At 70.5% G+C, this 15,093-nt stretch carries 13 protein-coding genes; 10 read left to right on the top strand and 3 right to left on the bottom strand.

Annotated elements, in window-relative coordinates:
• Positions 1–37: 37 nt before the first annotated feature.
• Entirely contained in the window at positions 38–685 is a 648-nt protein-coding gene (locus AB0N68_RS16360) for a GntR family transcriptional regulator (protein WP_280567513.1), read from the top strand.
• Positions 686–744: 59 nt separating this feature from the next.
• Here the strand turns inward: AB0N68_RS16360 and aspS are convergent, their stop codons facing one another.
• Positions 745–2,046: an aspartate--tRNA(Asn) ligase gene (gene aspS / locus AB0N68_RS16355; protein ID WP_280567516.1), complete on the bottom strand. Its 1,302-nt coding sequence runs from the start codon at positions 2,044–2,046 to the stop codon at positions 745–747.
• Between the two features lie 357 nt (positions 2,047–2,403).
• On the opposite strand from aspS, the gene AB0N68_RS16350 reads away from it, so the two are divergent.
• Complete coding sequence (locus AB0N68_RS16350) at positions 2,404–3,423, top strand: TerC family protein (RefSeq protein ID WP_187663274.1); 1,020 nt, start codon at positions 2,404–2,406, stop codon at positions 3,421–3,423.
• Between the two features lie 94 nt (positions 3,424–3,517).
• The gene (locus AB0N68_RS16345; protein WP_268777266.1) at positions 3,518–4,810 is read left to right on the top strand and encodes a hemolysin family protein; all 1,293 of its coding nucleotides are present in this window, start codon (positions 3,518–3,520) and stop codon (positions 4,808–4,810) included.
• A 24-nt stretch (positions 4,811–4,834) separates the two neighbouring features.
• On the opposite strand, the gene AB0N68_RS16340 is transcribed toward AB0N68_RS16345, so the two are convergent.
• Positions 4,835–5,737, bottom strand: a complete 903-nt coding sequence (locus tag AB0N68_RS16340) for an arginase family protein (protein WP_259953478.1) — start codon at positions 5,735–5,737, stop codon at positions 4,835–4,837.
• A 38-nt stretch (positions 5,738–5,775) separates the two neighbouring features.
• Positions 5,776–6,318 carry a small multidrug efflux protein gene (locus AB0N68_RS16335; RefSeq protein ID WP_259953476.1) on the bottom strand — a complete coding sequence of 181 codons (543 nt, stop codon included), beginning with the start codon at positions 6,316–6,318 and terminating at the stop codon, positions 5,776–5,778.
• 156 nt (positions 6,319–6,474) lie between these two features.
• Here AB0N68_RS16335 and AB0N68_RS16330 point away from each other — a divergent pair, with 156 nt between their 5' ends.
• The 7 genes from AB0N68_RS16330 to AB0N68_RS16300 all read left to right on the top strand — a co-directional run bounded on the left by AB0N68_RS16330 (position 6,475) and on the right by AB0N68_RS16300 (position 15,090).
• Positions 6,475–7,668: a sensor histidine kinase gene (locus tag AB0N68_RS16330; protein ID WP_280567521.1), complete on the top strand. Its 1,194-nt coding sequence runs from the start codon at positions 6,475–6,477 to the stop codon at positions 7,666–7,668.
• The gene (locus tag AB0N68_RS16325) at positions 7,665–8,267 is read left to right on the top strand and encodes a response regulator transcription factor (protein WP_187663279.1); all 603 of its coding nucleotides are present in this window, start codon (positions 7,665–7,667) and stop codon (positions 8,265–8,267) included. Before AB0N68_RS16330 ends, AB0N68_RS16325 begins: the two co-directional genes overlap by 4 nt.
• Before the next feature lie 75 nt (positions 8,268–8,342).
• Positions 8,343–9,746 (top strand): threonine synthase, encoded by a 1,404-nt coding sequence (thrC, locus tag AB0N68_RS16320; protein WP_187663280.1) that lies wholly within the window; start codon positions 8,343–8,345, stop codon positions 9,744–9,746.
• Between the two features lie 210 nt (positions 9,747–9,956).
• Positions 9,957–11,297, top strand: a complete 1,341-nt coding sequence (locus AB0N68_RS16315) for a purine-cytosine permease family protein (protein ID WP_259953473.1) — start codon at positions 9,957–9,959, stop codon at positions 11,295–11,297.
• A 43-nt stretch (positions 11,298–11,340) separates the two neighbouring features.
• Complete coding sequence (locus tag AB0N68_RS16310; protein ID WP_259953472.1) at positions 11,341–12,888, top strand: hydantoinase/oxoprolinase N-terminal domain-containing protein; 1,548 nt, start codon at positions 11,341–11,343, stop codon at positions 12,886–12,888.
• A 1-nt stretch (position 12,889) separates the two neighbouring features.
• Positions 12,890–13,990 carry an S-methyl thiohydantoin desulfurase family protein gene (locus AB0N68_RS16305; RefSeq protein WP_280567528.1) on the top strand — a complete coding sequence of 367 codons (1,101 nt, stop codon included), beginning with the start codon at positions 12,890–12,892 and terminating at the stop codon, positions 13,988–13,990.
• Positions 13,987–15,090 carry an S-methyl thiohydantoin desulfurase family protein gene (locus AB0N68_RS16300; protein ID WP_280567531.1) on the top strand — a complete coding sequence of 368 codons (1,104 nt, stop codon included), beginning with the start codon at positions 13,987–13,989 and terminating at the stop codon, positions 15,088–15,090. The genes AB0N68_RS16305 and AB0N68_RS16300 overlap by 4 nt, the downstream gene beginning before the upstream one ends.
• The last annotated feature ends 3 nt before the right edge of the window (positions 15,091–15,093 follow it).

Raw genomic sequence — 15,093 nt, 5'->3', positions numbered from 1 at the left:
TGTGACACTCTCTGGCGGCCCCCTCGAACGCCGGTCGATGAGCGACGAGGCTTTCGTGCGCCTGCAGGATGCGATCATCAGCGGCGAACTCCAGCCCGGCGAGCGCCTGCGCGATTACGAGCTCGCCGAACGCCTCGGCACCTCGAAGACGCCGATCCGTCACGCCCTTGACCGCCTGGCCGACAACGGCCTCGTCGAGATGCAGCGGAACCGGTACACCCGCGTGGCCCCGATCGATCTGGAGCGCGTGCGGAACGCGGTCGACCTGTTCGGCGACATCTGGATCGGCTCGGTCCGTCACGTCATGCCGGTCATCCAGGACGACGATGTGGCCTACCTCGTCGAGCTGGCCGACGACATGGCGGCGTCGGTGCAGGAGCGGGACATCATCGCGTTCGGGGCGGCGCTCCGCAGCGCGGCGACGGGCTTCGCCCGGATCGAGGGCAACGCCACGCGCGCCAACTCCATCGAGCGCCTCGGGCCGCAGATCCGTCGCTTCACCCAGCATGCGAAGGACGCCGTGGACTGGTCCGCCGTCGAGGAGTTCGTCGGCGCGATCCGCGAGGCGACGTCCGAACGGGACGCGGTCAAGACCCGGGCCGTGCTGGTGAGCTTCTTCGACGAGACGCTCCCCGCGATCATCGATCGGGCCGAGCAATCGGGGCTGGCCGAGATCACGGACTGATCCGCCGCTGACGAACGAGGGCGACCGCACACCGCGGTCGCCCTCGTCGCGTCCCGGGGCTACGGCGTGAGGCGATGGACGTCGCGCGGGAACAGCGTCACCTCACGCACGTTGGTCGCCTCGACCAGTCGGCCGACCCAGCGCTCCAGTCCGATCGCGAAGCCGCCGTGCGGAGGCATCCCGTGCGCGAACGCCTCGAGGTAGCCGGCGTACGCCGAGGGCGACTCGCCCCGAGCTTCGATCGCCGCGATGACCTCGCTGTGCCGATGCAGCCGCTGTCCGCCGGTCACGAGCTCCAGACCGCGGAACAGGAGGTCGAAGCTGTTGCTCCCCTCCGTGTCGTCGGGCTGCGGATGCGTGTAGAACGGGCGCTTGCGCATCGGGTATCCCTCGACGGCCAGCACGTCGCTGCCGAACTCCTCCTTCGCCCACGCCCCGAGCGTCCGCTCGTGTGCGGGGGAGAGGTCGGGCTCGTCGGCCGGAGCACCGACCCGGCGCAGCGCATCCCGGAAGTGCACGACGGGGATGTCCTCGGGGATGACGGGGAGCGTCACGTCGAGCAGCGCGAGTTCCTCCGCGGCGTCGGTACGGATGCCGTCGAGCATGCCGCGCAGCACGTGGCCGAGGAGGCGCAGGACGTCGCGGTGGTCGCGGATGAACCCGAACTCGACGTCCAGCGACACGTACTCCGAGAGGTGCCGCACGGTGTCGTGCGGCTCGGCGCGGAAGACGGGACCCACCTCATAGACGCGCTCGAACACCCCCACCAGCTGCTGCTTGTAGAACTGCGGACTCTGCGCGAGATATCCGGTCCTGCCGAAGTAGTCGACCGGGAACACGTTCGCTCCCGACTCCGTCACGGTGTCGACGATCTTCGGGGTCTGCACCTCGGTGAAGTCCGCGGCGTCGAGCACCCGGCGGAACGCGCGCACGCTCGCCGCGGCGATCTGCCAGGTCGCGCGGCGTGCCGGATGGCGCCAGGTCACCGCGGCGTGGTCGAGCAGCGTCGGCAGACTCGTTTCGAGTGTCGGACGCCACAGTTCCACGGCCGGCGGTGCGGCCGGCTCCGACAGGCTCTCGATCTGCGGGTCGACGATCTCGACGCCGCCCGGGGCCTGCGGGTTCGCGGCGACGGTCCCCGTCACGCGGACGACCGTCTCCTCCGGAGGGAGCCCGCCGGCCGGAGCCTGCGCGGGGCGGACGACGACCTGTGCGAGTCCGGAACGGTCGCGGATGATCAGGAACGCGACGGTGGCGAGCTCCCTCCGGCGGTGGACATGGCCGAGCAGCGTGACGCGGTGGTCGGGGACGGCCTCGGCGAGCTCCGCGGCGAGCGTGCGGGCGGGGTCGGGTGATCTCATTTCTCCTCCAGGTTGTGGGAGCCCTGGAGGTGTGGGCGGGGGCCAGATCGCGGTGCCACCACACCTTCGCCGGTGAGAAGCCGGCCTCTCGTCGGTACGCCGGACGCGCGGGGACCGCCTGCCCGGAGGCCGGAGGTCGTCACGCTCCGGCGGTCGCCGCGTCCAGTCTAGGGGCGCTCTCGGCAGATCCACAGAATCCCGCGGGCACCGTCTCGTACCCTGGATTATCCAAGGGGAGTACTCCGACACGGTCGGGTCGTCATTACGGATGCGTCTGCATCCCGGCCCACCGGTCCCGCTCGGCGGGATGGGGAAGACTTTGGCGCTGTTCCGTCACGCCCGAGTCTGGAGTACCCGTTGGAAATCACCCCCTTGATCTGGGTCATCACGATCGCGGTCACCATCGCGTTCTTCGTGTACGAGTTCTTCGCGCACGTCCGCAAGCCGCACGAGCCGAGCATCGGCGAGTCCGCACGCTGGTCGATCTTCTACATCAGCCTCGCGCTGCTCTTCGGCGTGGGCATCGGCATGGTGTCCGGCTGGACGTACGGCGGCGAGTACTTCGCCGGCTACCTCACCGAGAAGGCGCTGTCGATCGACAACCTCTTCGTGTTCCTCATCGTGATGACGGGCTTCGCGGTGCCGAAGATCTATCAGCAGAAGGTGCTGATGATCGGCATCGTGATCGCGCTGATCCTCCGCGGCATCTTCATCGCGGTCGGCGCTACCCTCATCGAGAACTTCTCCTGGATCTTCTACGTCTTCGGCGCGCTGCTGCTCTTCCTCGCGTACCGCCAGGCCTTCAGCAGCCACGAGAGCAACCCTGCGAACGGTCGCTTCATGACCTTCGTCCGCCGCCACCTCCCCGTCAGCGAGGAGTACAACGGCGACAAGCTCACGGTCGTCCAGAAGGGCAAGCGCTACGTCACGCCGATGCTGCTGACGATCATCGCGATCGGTTTCATCGACCTCGTCTTCGCCGTCGACTCGATCCCCGCCATCTACGGCCTCACCGATGAGGCGTACATCGTGTTCACCGCGAACGCGTTCGCTCTGATGGGCCTGCGTCAGCTGTACTTCCTCATCGGCGGCCTGCTCGAGCGCCTGGTCTACCTGGCTCAGGGCCTCGCCGTCATCCTCGCGTTCATCGGTGTGAAGCTCGTGCTGCATGCCCTGCACGTCAACGAGGTGCCGTTCATCAACGGCGGCGAGCCGATGCTGTGGGCGCCCGAGATCCCGATCTGGTTCTCGCTGCTGTTCATCGCCGCCACGATCGCGGTCGCCACCGTCGCGAGCCTGATGAAGACGCGCCGGCACCACAACACCCTCTCTTCCCCGACCGATTCCACCCCCACCATCGACAAGGAGCACTCTTGAGCGCGCAGCGCTGTTCTGACTCTTCGGACTCTGACAGTACGAGCACCCGGTTCATCCCGGGTGCTCACCCCGCCACCGAGGAGGTCGCCGGCTGATGGGCGATCTGCTCTGGAACATCGCCCTCGTCCTGCTCTTCGTGCTGATCGGTGGTGTCTTCGCTGCGACGGAGATGGCGCTGGTCACGCTCCGTGAGAGCCAGCTCAACGCGATCGCCGCTCGTGGCCGTCGCGGGGCGAAGGTCGCCGCTTTGGCCCGCAACCCCAACACCTTCCTCTCGGCGGTGCAGATCGGCGTGACCGTGGCGGGCTTCGCGTCCGCCGCCTATGGGGCGACCTCGATCGCGCCGTCCGTCGCGCCGCTGCTGGAGGGCTGGGGCGTCGCACCTCCGCTCGCGATGACCCTCGCCACGATCGTGCTGACGCTCATCATCGCGTACCTGTCGCTCGTGCTCGGCGAGCTCGTGCCGAAGCGGCTCGCGATCCAGCGCAACGCGCAGTTCGCGTATGCGGTGGCGCCGGCGCTGAACGGCTTCGCGACCGTCATGCGTCCGGTGATCTGGCTGCTGTCGGTCTCGACGAACGCCCTCGTCCGCGTGCTCGGCGGCGACCCGCACAAGACGAGCGACGAGCTCACCGATGAGGAGGTGCGCGATATCGTGGCGACCCACCAGGGCCTCCCCGACGACGAGCGCCGCATCCTCGACGACGTGCTCTCGCTGCGTGGGCGCCAGGTGAGCGAGGTCATGCGCCCGCGACCGGAGGTCGTGGCGCTGGACGAGGCTGCCACGGTCGGGGCGGCGGTGGAGCAGGTGCGCGAGCTGCCCTACTCCCGGTACCCGGTGTCGCAGACGTCGATCGACGACATCACCGGCTTCGTGCACGTACGTGACCTCTTCGAGGCGGCGGCGGACGACCCGGAGCGCCCGCTGCAGGGGCTCGTCCGCGACATCCCCTACATCCCGTCCACGGCAGGCGTGCTGCCGACTCTGACCCGCATGCGGGCGGAGGGACACCACATCGCGGTCGTCGTGGACGAGTACGGTGGCACCGACGGTCTGGTCACGCTGGAGGACCTCGTGGAGGAGGTCGTCGGTGAGATCTTCGACGAGTACGACGCCGAGGTGTTCCTCTCCGCCGACGACGGGCTGGACGGGCGCCTCAACCTGCAGGACTTCGAGGAGGCGACGGGGCTCGCGATGCCGCGCGGTTCCTCCGACACCATCGCCGGATTCGTCACGGAGCAGCTCGGACGGCTCGCCGTGGTCGGCGACACCGTCGAGGTCCCGGGTGCGACGATCCAGGTGGTCGAGATCGATCGCCGCCGCATCGCACGGGTGCGGGTCTCGATGCAGACCGATCCGGCAGCGGGACGAGGCGCCGAGGACTGATGCACGACCGGGTGGCGGGGTGCGTCAGTCGCGCGCCCCGCTGCCCAGCTCGCGCAGTCCGTCGTGGAGGACCTCGGTGAGGAGCCGCGCGTAGCGGCCATCCGGATCGAGGTCGGGATCGAAAACGGTGATGCTGGCTCCGATCGCCCGCGGGGCGAGGGCGCGCAGGAGAGCGGTGAGCTCCGCCGCGTCGAGACCGCCGGGGTCAGGGCTGTCGACGGCGGGCATCACCGACGGGTCCAGCACATCGACGTCGAGTTGCAGCCAGTAGCGACCGCCCGCGGACGCCGCCGTCTCGGCGGCGACCGCATCCGCTCCTCGCGCCCGCACATCGGCCGCAGGTGTGACACGTGCGAGGAGGCTGCGGACCTCCGCCTGCTCCTCGTCATCATCACGGTGCCCGATGTGGGCCGTGCCAGCGGTAGAGAAGTACGGCGCGAGCCCCTCGATGTCGGCGATGGCCGGCCAGTGCGCGCCGACGGCGGCCGCCAGCGCTTCGCCCGCCACGCTCGCGCACTCGTCGCTGTTGCCCGGGTGGCGGAAGTCGGTGTGTCCGTCGATGTGCACCAGGCCGGCCCCGCCGCGGCGCTTCACCGCGATCCCGGCGGCGACGAGGATGCCGCAGTCGCCGCCGATCACGAGCGGCGCCCGACCATTATCGAGGGCCTCGCCGATACGTGACGCCAGCCGGCGGGAGTGGTCGACGAAAGCGGCCTCGTTGCGCACCCGGTCGGCGGGCCGGGTCGCGTCGTCGTCCACGTAGCGCCCGGCCAGCACGATGCCGCCGTCAGTCGCTCCCCGATCGGTGAAGCGCCGGAACAGCCCCGCTTCGCGGAACGCCTCGGGGGCCTTCGCGGAGCCGGGCACGCTGCCGGGCTCCGGTGGGCGCAGGCCGAGGTTGCTGGGGGCGGACAGCAGCGTGATCATGCGCTCATCCTGCCCCGGGCGTCCGACATCGCCGTCGATCAGCGGATGGCGTAGACGGCGCTGCCGACGATCACCGCGATGACGGTCGTCCAGCCGATGATCGCGACGGCCTGCCAGACGAGGATGCGTCCCTTGCCGATGCCGGACGCGGCCAGCATGGTGGCGGTGAAATGGGTCGGCAGCAGCAGCGGTCCCAGCAGGCTCACCCCGGGGACGCCGTAGCGCTCGAACGCGCGCTGGAACTTCTCCCGGCGGGCGGACCCGCGTCCGGTCTCCGCCGGGACGCCGTCGGCCTCCAGGCTCATCCCGCCGCCCACCGTCACCGGCTGCTTCGCCCGCGAGCGGTCCACGATGGCCCGACGGGCGCCCGCGCTGGCGAGCACCAGGATCGCGACGCAGAGGAAGTTGCCGACCATCGCCGCGACGGCCGCGACCACGGGCGGGATGCCGCCGAGGATGCCGATGCTCGCGGCGCCCTCGCCCTCGACGAACGGCACCGCACCGGCGAGGGCGACGATGAGCGGCTGGACGAGGTCGGGGACCTGGGCGACGAGGTTCTGGAAGGTCTCGATGAGGTTCATGGGGGAAGCTCCGGGTGTCGGTGCGGACGGTCTCTCCGTCGCGATGACCCCAGTCCAGTCGAAGCGGCCCCGGCGCGGCAGTGCCGCCGCGTCACCGCTCTCCATGCGGTTCGCACCGGATCCCGTGACATGTGTCACGCCTCTATCGTGGGGAGCGTGAGCAGTCCTTCCCCCGCCCTCTCCGATCCCGGCCCCGGTGCCCGCCAGCTCGCGCGGGGCATCACCGCCACCTGGTGGTACACGGTCGGCGGGGTGATCTTCATCGAGCTCATGCTGGTGGCCGCCTGGCTGGGCATCGCCGTGGCACTGGATCGCTCGGGCGTCGCGCTGCTCGTCGTGGGAGTCGGGGGCGTGCTCTGGGCGGCGTCGACCGTCCTGCTGCTGGCCGACTACCGCCATCGCGTCGAATCCGGCCCCGGGGTGGGCTGGGCTCGCCTGGCCGTGCCGACCCTCGTCGCCCTGATCTACGGCGGCGCGGCGGGGGCTCTCGTCGGCAGTTGGCAGCTCGCCGCGATGCCGGTGGTGCAGGTCTTCGTGCTGGTGAGCTGGCCCCGCGGGATCCGGGTGCGGGTGGCCGTGGCGGCGACGGTCGTGCTCGTCGCTCTCGCGCTGCTCGACTCGACCACGACCTTCGGCTCCGGCGTCCCGGTGTGGGTGCCGGTGCTCTACGGAGTCATGCTCCCCGGGATGACCGTGAGCTCGCTGTGGTGGTGGGACGTGCTCATGGCCCTCGATCGGGCGCGCGCGTCCGAGGCGCGACTGGCGGCGACGCAGGAGCGCCTGCGCGTGGCGACCGACGTGCACGACCTCCAGGGGCATCACCTCCAGGTGATCGCCCTGCAGCTCGAACTGGCCGAGCGCCTCCTCCCGACCGATCCGCAGGCGGGGATGGAGCAGCTCCGTGCGGCCCGGGCGAGCGTGGACGACGCGCGGCAGGGCACCAGAGACCTCGCCACGCGGTTCCGCTCGGTGCCCCTCGGCGACGAGCTGGCGAACGCCCGAGACCTGCTCGTGGCGGCAGGGCTGACGGTGGATGCGCGGATCCACCCGGATGCGGACGCGGCGCCCGCGGCCGACCTCGGCCCCGTGATCCGGGAGACGACCACGAACGTCCTGCGGCACGGACGCGGTGGTCACGCGCGCCTGATCCTCGACCGGACGAGGGATGCCTGGCGGTACGAGGTCGCCAACGACGCGGACCCCGCGTCCGAGGACGGGGCGGGCGGCTCCGGGCTCGACGGCGTCCGCCGGCGGATCGGCGAGGCGGGCGGCACGTACGAGCAGCGGAGGGACGCCGACGAGTTCGTCGTGACGGTCACCGTGCCAGCGCAGGCGGAGATCGTCCGATGATCCGGGTGCTGCTCGCCGACGACGAGGGGATGATCCGCTCCGCGCTCGCCGCTCTGCTGCGCCTCGAGGATGACATCGACGTCGTCGCGGAGTGCGCGGACGGCGAGGAGGCCGTCGCCGCCGCCACCCGGCTCGAACCCGACGTGTGCCTGCTCGATCTGGAGATGCCGGGGCTCGACGGCGTGCAGGTCGCCGAGAGACTCAACCGCACGATCCCCACCCGCTGCATCGTCGTCACCCGGCACGCGCGTCCAGGGGTGCTCCGGCGGGCGCTCGCCTCCGGCGTCTCGGGTTTCGTGCCCAAGTCGCGGGGCGCGGACGAGCTCGCCGCGATCATCCGCCGCGTCGCGGCCGGCGCCCGGTACGTCGATCCGGAGATCGCCGCGGATGCGCTGAGCGACGAGCGCTCGCCGCTCACGGACCGCGAACTGGACGTGCTCCGCGCCGGGCGCCGAGGGGAGACCACGGGACAGATCGCGCGGGCGCTGGCGCTGGCGCCGGGGACGGTGCGCAACCACATCTCCGTCATCCTCGGGAAGCTCTCGGTGAGCACCCGTCAGCAGGCCGTGCTCGTCGCCGAGGAGCGCGGCTGGATCTGACCGTCGTCACGCGTCCGTTTCGGTGGCCACGGCCTGCGAGAATGGAGGCGCCGAGTCCCGAGCCGAGGAGCACACGTGCCGTTCATCTCCACCCGCGGCGGCATGCAGCCGCAGTCGTTCAGCGAGACGCTGCTGGAGGGCCTGGCGCCCGACGGCGGTCTGGCCGTTCCCGATGTCATGCCGGAGGTCGACGGCGAGACGCTCGAGCGCTGGCGGGCGCTGACCTATCCGCAGCTCGCGACCGAGGTCCTCGGCCTCTTCGCGACCGACATCCCGCGAGAGGACCTCGCGCGGATGACGGCGGCGGCGTACGCGGACTTCCCGGACGGCGTGGTCCCGCTTCGTCGCGTGGACGACGACCTCACGCTGGTCGGCCTCTCCGAAGGCCCGACGCTGGCGTTCAAGGACATGGCCATGCAGTTCCTCGGGCAGGTGCTGGAGTACACGCTCGAGCGCCAGGGCGCAGTCCTCAACATCCTCGGCGCGACCTCGGGCGACACCGGCTCGGCTGCGGAGCACGCGCTGCGCGGCAAGGAGCGCGTCGCGGTGTTCATGCTCTCGCCGCAGGGCCGGATGAGCGCGTTCCAGCGGGCGCAGATGTTCTCGCTCGACGACGCGAACGTGCACAACATCGCGGTGGAGGGCGTCTTCGACGACTGCCAGAACCTCGTGAAGAAGCTCGCCGGCGACCTCGACTTCAAGCGCGCCCAGCACCTGGGGGCCGTGAACTCGATCAACCTCGCCCGCATCACCGCGCAGACCGTCTACTACTTCTGGGCATGGCTGCGCGCGACCGACGCCGGCGGCTGGACCGAGGTGTCGTTCACCGTCCCCTCGGGGAACTTCGGCAACATCCTCTCCGGGTTCTTCGCGAAGCAGATGGGACTGCCGATCCGGCGGCTCGTCCTGGCCGCGAACGAGAACAACGTGCTCGACGAGTTCTTCCGCACGGGGGTGTACCGCCCGCGTAGCGCCGCGCAGACACTGGCGACCTCGAGCCCGTCGATGGACATCTCGAAGGCGTCGAACCTCGAGCGGTTCATCTTCGAGCTCGTGGACCGCGACCCCGCGCGCGTCGTCGGCGCCTGGGACGACCTGGAGGCGCAGGGCTTCTTCGACTTCTCGGCCGAGCAGGCGCGCTTCACCGAGGAGTTCGGCATCGTGAGCGGCACCTCGACGCACGAGGACCGGCTCGCGACGATCCGGGACGTCTACGAGACCTCCGGCGAGGTGATCGACCCGCACACCGCCGACGGGGTGAAGGTCGCGCGGGAGTATGTGGAGCCCGGAGTGCCGATGCTCGTGCTGGAGACGGCCAAGCCGGAGAAGTTCGCCGAGACCATCCACGAGGCCATCGGGGTCGAGCTGGCGTACGCCCCCGAGCTCCGCGCCATGCTCGACGCCGCTCAGCACGTGACCGAGATGCCCGACGACGAGGACTCTCTCCGCGCCTTCATCGAGGCGAACGCTCTGCACTGATCCGCAAGACCCCGCTTTCGCGCCGAAACCCCCTGTCCCCGACGCCGGAGACAGGGGGTTTCGACGTGAAGCCGGGGTCTCGGCGAAAAGAGGAGGGGGTGGGCAGTATGCACAGGAGGAAGGCAGATCAGGGCGGAGTGCACATGTCGGGAAAGGTGGCGGCGTGAGTACCGTGGCGGACAACCCGTTCCCTCCTCCCGAAGGACTCCCATGGCACGCACGGCGCACGCAGACGACTTCGCGCTCTCCCGAGTGACTCCCGAGGCCCGCAAACCCTGGTTCGGAATCGCCGTTCAGCGATTCGGGCAGGTCTCGGCCCTCTCGCAGTTCCTCCTCGGCGCGACCCTCGGTTACAGCATGACCTTCGGCGAGGCCGTCCTCGCCTTCCTCTTCGGCTCGCTCATCCTCGAAGTGATCATGTGCGTCGTCGGCTTCATCGGCCAGCGCGAGGGTTTGAACACGGCGCTCCTCGCCCGCTGGACCGGCTTCGGCGAGATCGGCGCCTCGCTCGTCGGCCTCGCGATCGGCATCAGCCTCATCGGCTGGTTCGGCATCCAGTCCGCGATCTCCGCGCAGTCGCTCGACGCGCTGATGCCCGGCGCGCTGCCCGTCTGGGCCTGGAGCCTCATCTTCGGCCTCGCCGTCACCGCGATCGTCGCCTTCGGCTTCGTCGGCATGCAGTGGCTCGCCAACATCACGGTGCCGCTGTTCCTGATCCTCGTGGGCTGGTCCGTCATCTCCGAGCTCACCCGCCACGACATCGGCGAACTGCTCACCGGCCCGGCGCCCGGCCCGACCATGAGCGTCTGGGCGGGAACCGGCATCGTCGCCGGGGGCCTCATCGTCGGCGCCATCATCACCGGCGACATGACCCGGTTCAACCGCTCGCGGGCCGACGTCGTCAAGCAGACGGTGCTCGGCGTCTCCCTGGGCGAATTCGTGATCGGACTCGCGGGCGTCCTCCTCGCCCACGCGGCGGCGACCGGCGACATCGTCGCGATCGTGACCTCGTCCGTCGGCTTCATCGGTCTGTTCATCGTCCTCACCGGCACGCTGAAGATCAACGACTGGAACCTGTACTCCTCCACTCTCGGCCTGGTGAACTTCATCTCCACGGCCTTCGGCAAGAACCTCCACCGTGTCACCACTACGATCGTCCTCGGAGTGGTCGGCTCGGTGCTGGCCGCCGTCGGCATCCTCGGTCAGTTCACCGAGTTCCTCGTCGTGCTCAGCGTCGCGTTCCCGCCGATCGCCGGGATCATGGTCGCCGAGTACTACGTGGTGCGCCGCTGGCGTCCCGAGCTCGACGCGACCCGTGCCGCGGGGACCCTGCCCGCCACCGCCCCGAGGATCGTCCCGGCCACGATCGTCGTCTGGCTGGTCTCCTCGCTGGTCGGCTACTTCGTGACCTGGGGCATCCCGTCGCTGCTCAGCCTCTTCCTGTCGATGGTGCTCTACATCGTCGCCGGCAAGCTCGGCTGGGTGCGCGGCGTCGGCGTCGCGACCACCCGGCAGGCGAGCCCCGTCGACAGCACCCCCGCCGCGGTCTGAGCAGACGCGCCGGAAAAGAACCACCTCCACGAAAGCGAGCACCATGCACATCGGCATCGACGTCGGCGGCACCAACACCGACGCCGTCCTCATGGACGGCACCCGCACCCTGGCCGGGGTGAAGCACTCCACGACCCCGGACGTGACGAGCGGGATCGTCCAGGCCATCGAAGACCTCCGTGCGGGGCACGCCTTCGAGGGCGCCGACATCGATGCGGTGATGATCGGCACGACGCACTTCATCAACGCGCTCGTGCAGGCGAGCCGGCTCGCCCCGGTGGCGGCGCTCCGGCTCGGCCTGCCCGCGACGCGCGCACTGCCCCCGTTGATCGACTGGCCGGAGGTGCTCGTCGCCGCCACCCGGGCGCGCAGCTACCTGGCGCACGGCGGCTACGAGTTCGACGGCCGTCCGATCTCGCCGCTCGACCCCGATGAGATCCGCGCGCACGCCGAGGACATGAAGGCGCACGGCATCCGGTCCGTCGCCATCTCGTCGGTGTTCAGCCCGGTCAACCACGACCTCGAAGTGCAGGCGGCCGAGATCGTCGCCTCGGTGCTGGGGGAGGACGCCGCCATCTCGCTCTCGCACGAGATCGGCCGCATCGGGCTTCTGGAGCGCGAGAACGCGACGATCATCAACGCCGCCCTCCGGGAGCTCGCGTCGGAGATCGTCGACGGGTTGACCTCGGCGGTCCGCGCGCAGGGCATCGAGGCGCCGATCTTCCTCAGCCAGAACGACGGCACGCTGATGGACGAGGACTACGTGCGCCGGTACCCGGTCGCCACGTTCGCGTCCGGACCGACGAACTCGATGCGTGGAGCCGCGGCCACGAGCGGACTCGTCGACTGCGCCGTCATCGACGTGGGCGGCACCACCGCCGACATCGGCCTGCTCATCAACGGCTTCCCGCGGGAGACGGCGAACGAGGTGAAGGTCGCCGGCATCCGCACGAACTTCCGGATGCCGGACGTGCTCTCCCTCGGCATCGGTGGCGGCAGCATCGTCGACGAGGAGACCGCCGAGGTCGGCCCGGCCTCGGTCGGCTACACGCTGACGACGGAGGCGCTGGTCTTCGGCGGCTCGACCCTCACGGCCACCGACATCGCGGTCGCCGCCGGTCGCGCGCAGGTGGGAGACCCCGCCAAGGTCGCGCACCTGGACCCCGCTTTCGTGGAGCGGGTGCTCGCCCGGATCGCGGAGCGGGTGGCGGAGGCGGTGGACCGCATGCGCACGTCGCCCGAACCCATCGCGGTCGTGGCGGTCGGTGGCGGGTCCATCCTGCTGCCCGACGAGCTGCCCCTGTTCGGCACCGTGCATCGGCCGGAGAACTATGCGGTCGCCAACGCCATCGGCGCCTCGATCGCGCAGGTCGGTGGCGAGATCGACAAGGTCTACGCGATCGAGCCCGGCCGTCGCGATGAGACCATCGCCGAGGTGCGCGCGGAGGCCGTCGACAAGGCCATCGCGGCCGGTGCCAAGCCCGCGACCGTGACGATCATCGACTTCGACGAGGTCCCCATCCCGTATCTTCCCGGCAACGCCACGCGCATCCGCGTGAAGGCGGTCGGCGACCTCGACATGGGGGCCTGACATGAGCACGACGATCACCGCGGCCGACATCGACGGCCTCGCCCGCGGCGCGGCCGTGCTCGGCACCGGCGGGGGTGGCGACCCGTACATCGGCGCCCTCCTCGCCCGCCAGGCCCTCGCCTCCGGAGACGTCACGGTCGTGGCGCTCGACGAGGTGCCGGACGACGCCCTGGTGCTGTTCGTCGCGATGATGGGCGCGCCCACCGTCATGGTCGAGAAGCTGCCGAGCCTCGCGGAGGTCATCGAGCCGGTCAAGGCGCTCGGCATCCACCTCGGCCGCCCGGTCACGCACATCGCCTGTGCCGAGGTGGGCGGGGTGAACTCGACGATCCCGATCGCCGCCGCCGCCGCGCTCGGGCTTGCGCTCGTCGATGCGGACGGCATGGGGCGCGCGTTCCCCGAACTGCAGATGGTGCTCCCGACGCTCTACGGCGTGACGGCCTCGCCGCTCGCCTTCAGCGACGAGAAGGGGAACACGGGCGTGCTGCAGACCGCCGACAACTCCTGGACCGAGCGCATCGCCCGTGTCGCGTGCGTCGAGATGGGCTGCTCCGTCATGATCTCCGGCTTCTCGATGTCGGGTGCCGCCGCACGTCAGTCGCTGGTGGCGGGATCGCTGTCCCGGTGCATCGACATCGGTCAGCGGATCGCGGAGGCCCGCGAGGCGAAGACCGACCCGGTCGCCGCTGTCGTCGAGCTCCTCGGCGGTCGCGAGCTGTTCGGCGGCAAGGTGGCCGACGTGAACCGGGCCACGACCACCGGCTTCGCGCGCGGCAGGGCACGGATCGATGGAGACGGCGGCACCTCGCTGACGCTGCAGTTCCAGAACGAGCACCTCGTCGCCGAAGCGGACGGACGGGTGCTGGCGACCACTCCGGACCTCATCATGGTCCTCGACGGCGAGTCGGGGGAGCCCGTCACGACCGAGGGGCTGCGCTACGGACAGCGCGTCCGCGTGATCGCCGCTCCGGCCGACGAGCGCTGGCACTCGGATGCGGCTCTCGCGATGGTCGGCCCGGGATATTTCGGCTACGACATCCCGGCGCATCGCTTCGACGGCACGGTCTCCGCCGGAGACGCCGCGGCAGGGGCCGCCGCATGAGCTGGGAGCTGACGGCGGCGGACCTGCCCGACCTCGCCCGCGGTGCGACGCTGCTCGGCACCGGCGGCGGGGGCGACCCCTACATCGGCAAGATGCTGGTGGAGCGGGTGCTCGGCGACGGGACCATCACGATCCTCGATCCGGACGACCTCGCCGATGACCTCTTCGTGATCCCGACCGCGCAGATGGGGGCGCCGACCGTGATGGTCGAGAAGATCCCCGCCGGCACCGAGCCCACCCTCGCGCTGCGCACCCTGGAGGACCACCTCGGACGTCGGGCCGATGCGACCATGCCCATCGAATGCGGCGGGATCAACTCGATGATCCCGCTCATCGTCGCCGCGGAGACCGGACTGCCGGTCGTCGACGCGGACGGCATGGGACGCGCCTTCCCCGAGCTGTCCATGGAGACCTTCGCGGTGTACGGCGTCCACGGCTCGCCGCTCGCCCTCGCCGGAGAGCGCGGGGAGCGGGTCGTCATCGACACCGGGGACGACGACCGCCAGATGGAGTGGCTCGCCCGGGGCATCACCATCCGGCTGGGTGGCGTCGGTCACATCGCCGAGTACGCCATGAGCGGCGCCGACGTGCGACGCACAGCGGTGCCGCGGACCATCTCGATGGCCCTCGCGCTGGGTCGGGCGATCCGCCTCGCCCGGGAGGAGCACCGCTCGCCGTTCGAGGCCATCGCCGCGACGCTCGCGACCACGCTCTACCCGCATGTGCGCGAGCTCTGCGTCGGGAAGGTGATGGACGTCGAACGACGGACCACCGAGGGTTTCGCGAAGGGGCGGGCGGTCATCGCTCCGCTCGGTGCCGCGGAGGACGACACGTTCGAGATCGCGTTCCAGAACGAGAACCTCACCGCGCGGCGGGCTGGACGGCTCGTCGCGATCGTCCCCGATCTCATCTGCGTCGTCGACCACGAGACGGCCGAGCCCATCACCACGGAGGGCCTCCGGTACGGTCAGCGCGTCCGGGTGCTCGGCATCTCGACGCCGGCGATGATGCGCACCCCCGAGGCGCTGGCCGCCTTCGGGCCGTCGGCCTTCGGCCTGACCGAGGAGTTCGCTCCCGTCGAGGGGATGGCCGCGTCCTAGGCT

Source organism: Microbacterium meiriae (assembly GCF_040685015.1).
Classification (GTDB): Bacteria; Actinomycetota; Actinomycetes; order Actinomycetales; family Microbacteriaceae; genus Microbacterium; species Microbacterium meiriae.
Note: the sequence above shows the minus strand (reverse complement) of the source record. Positions and strands in the feature narration are given on the sequence as shown.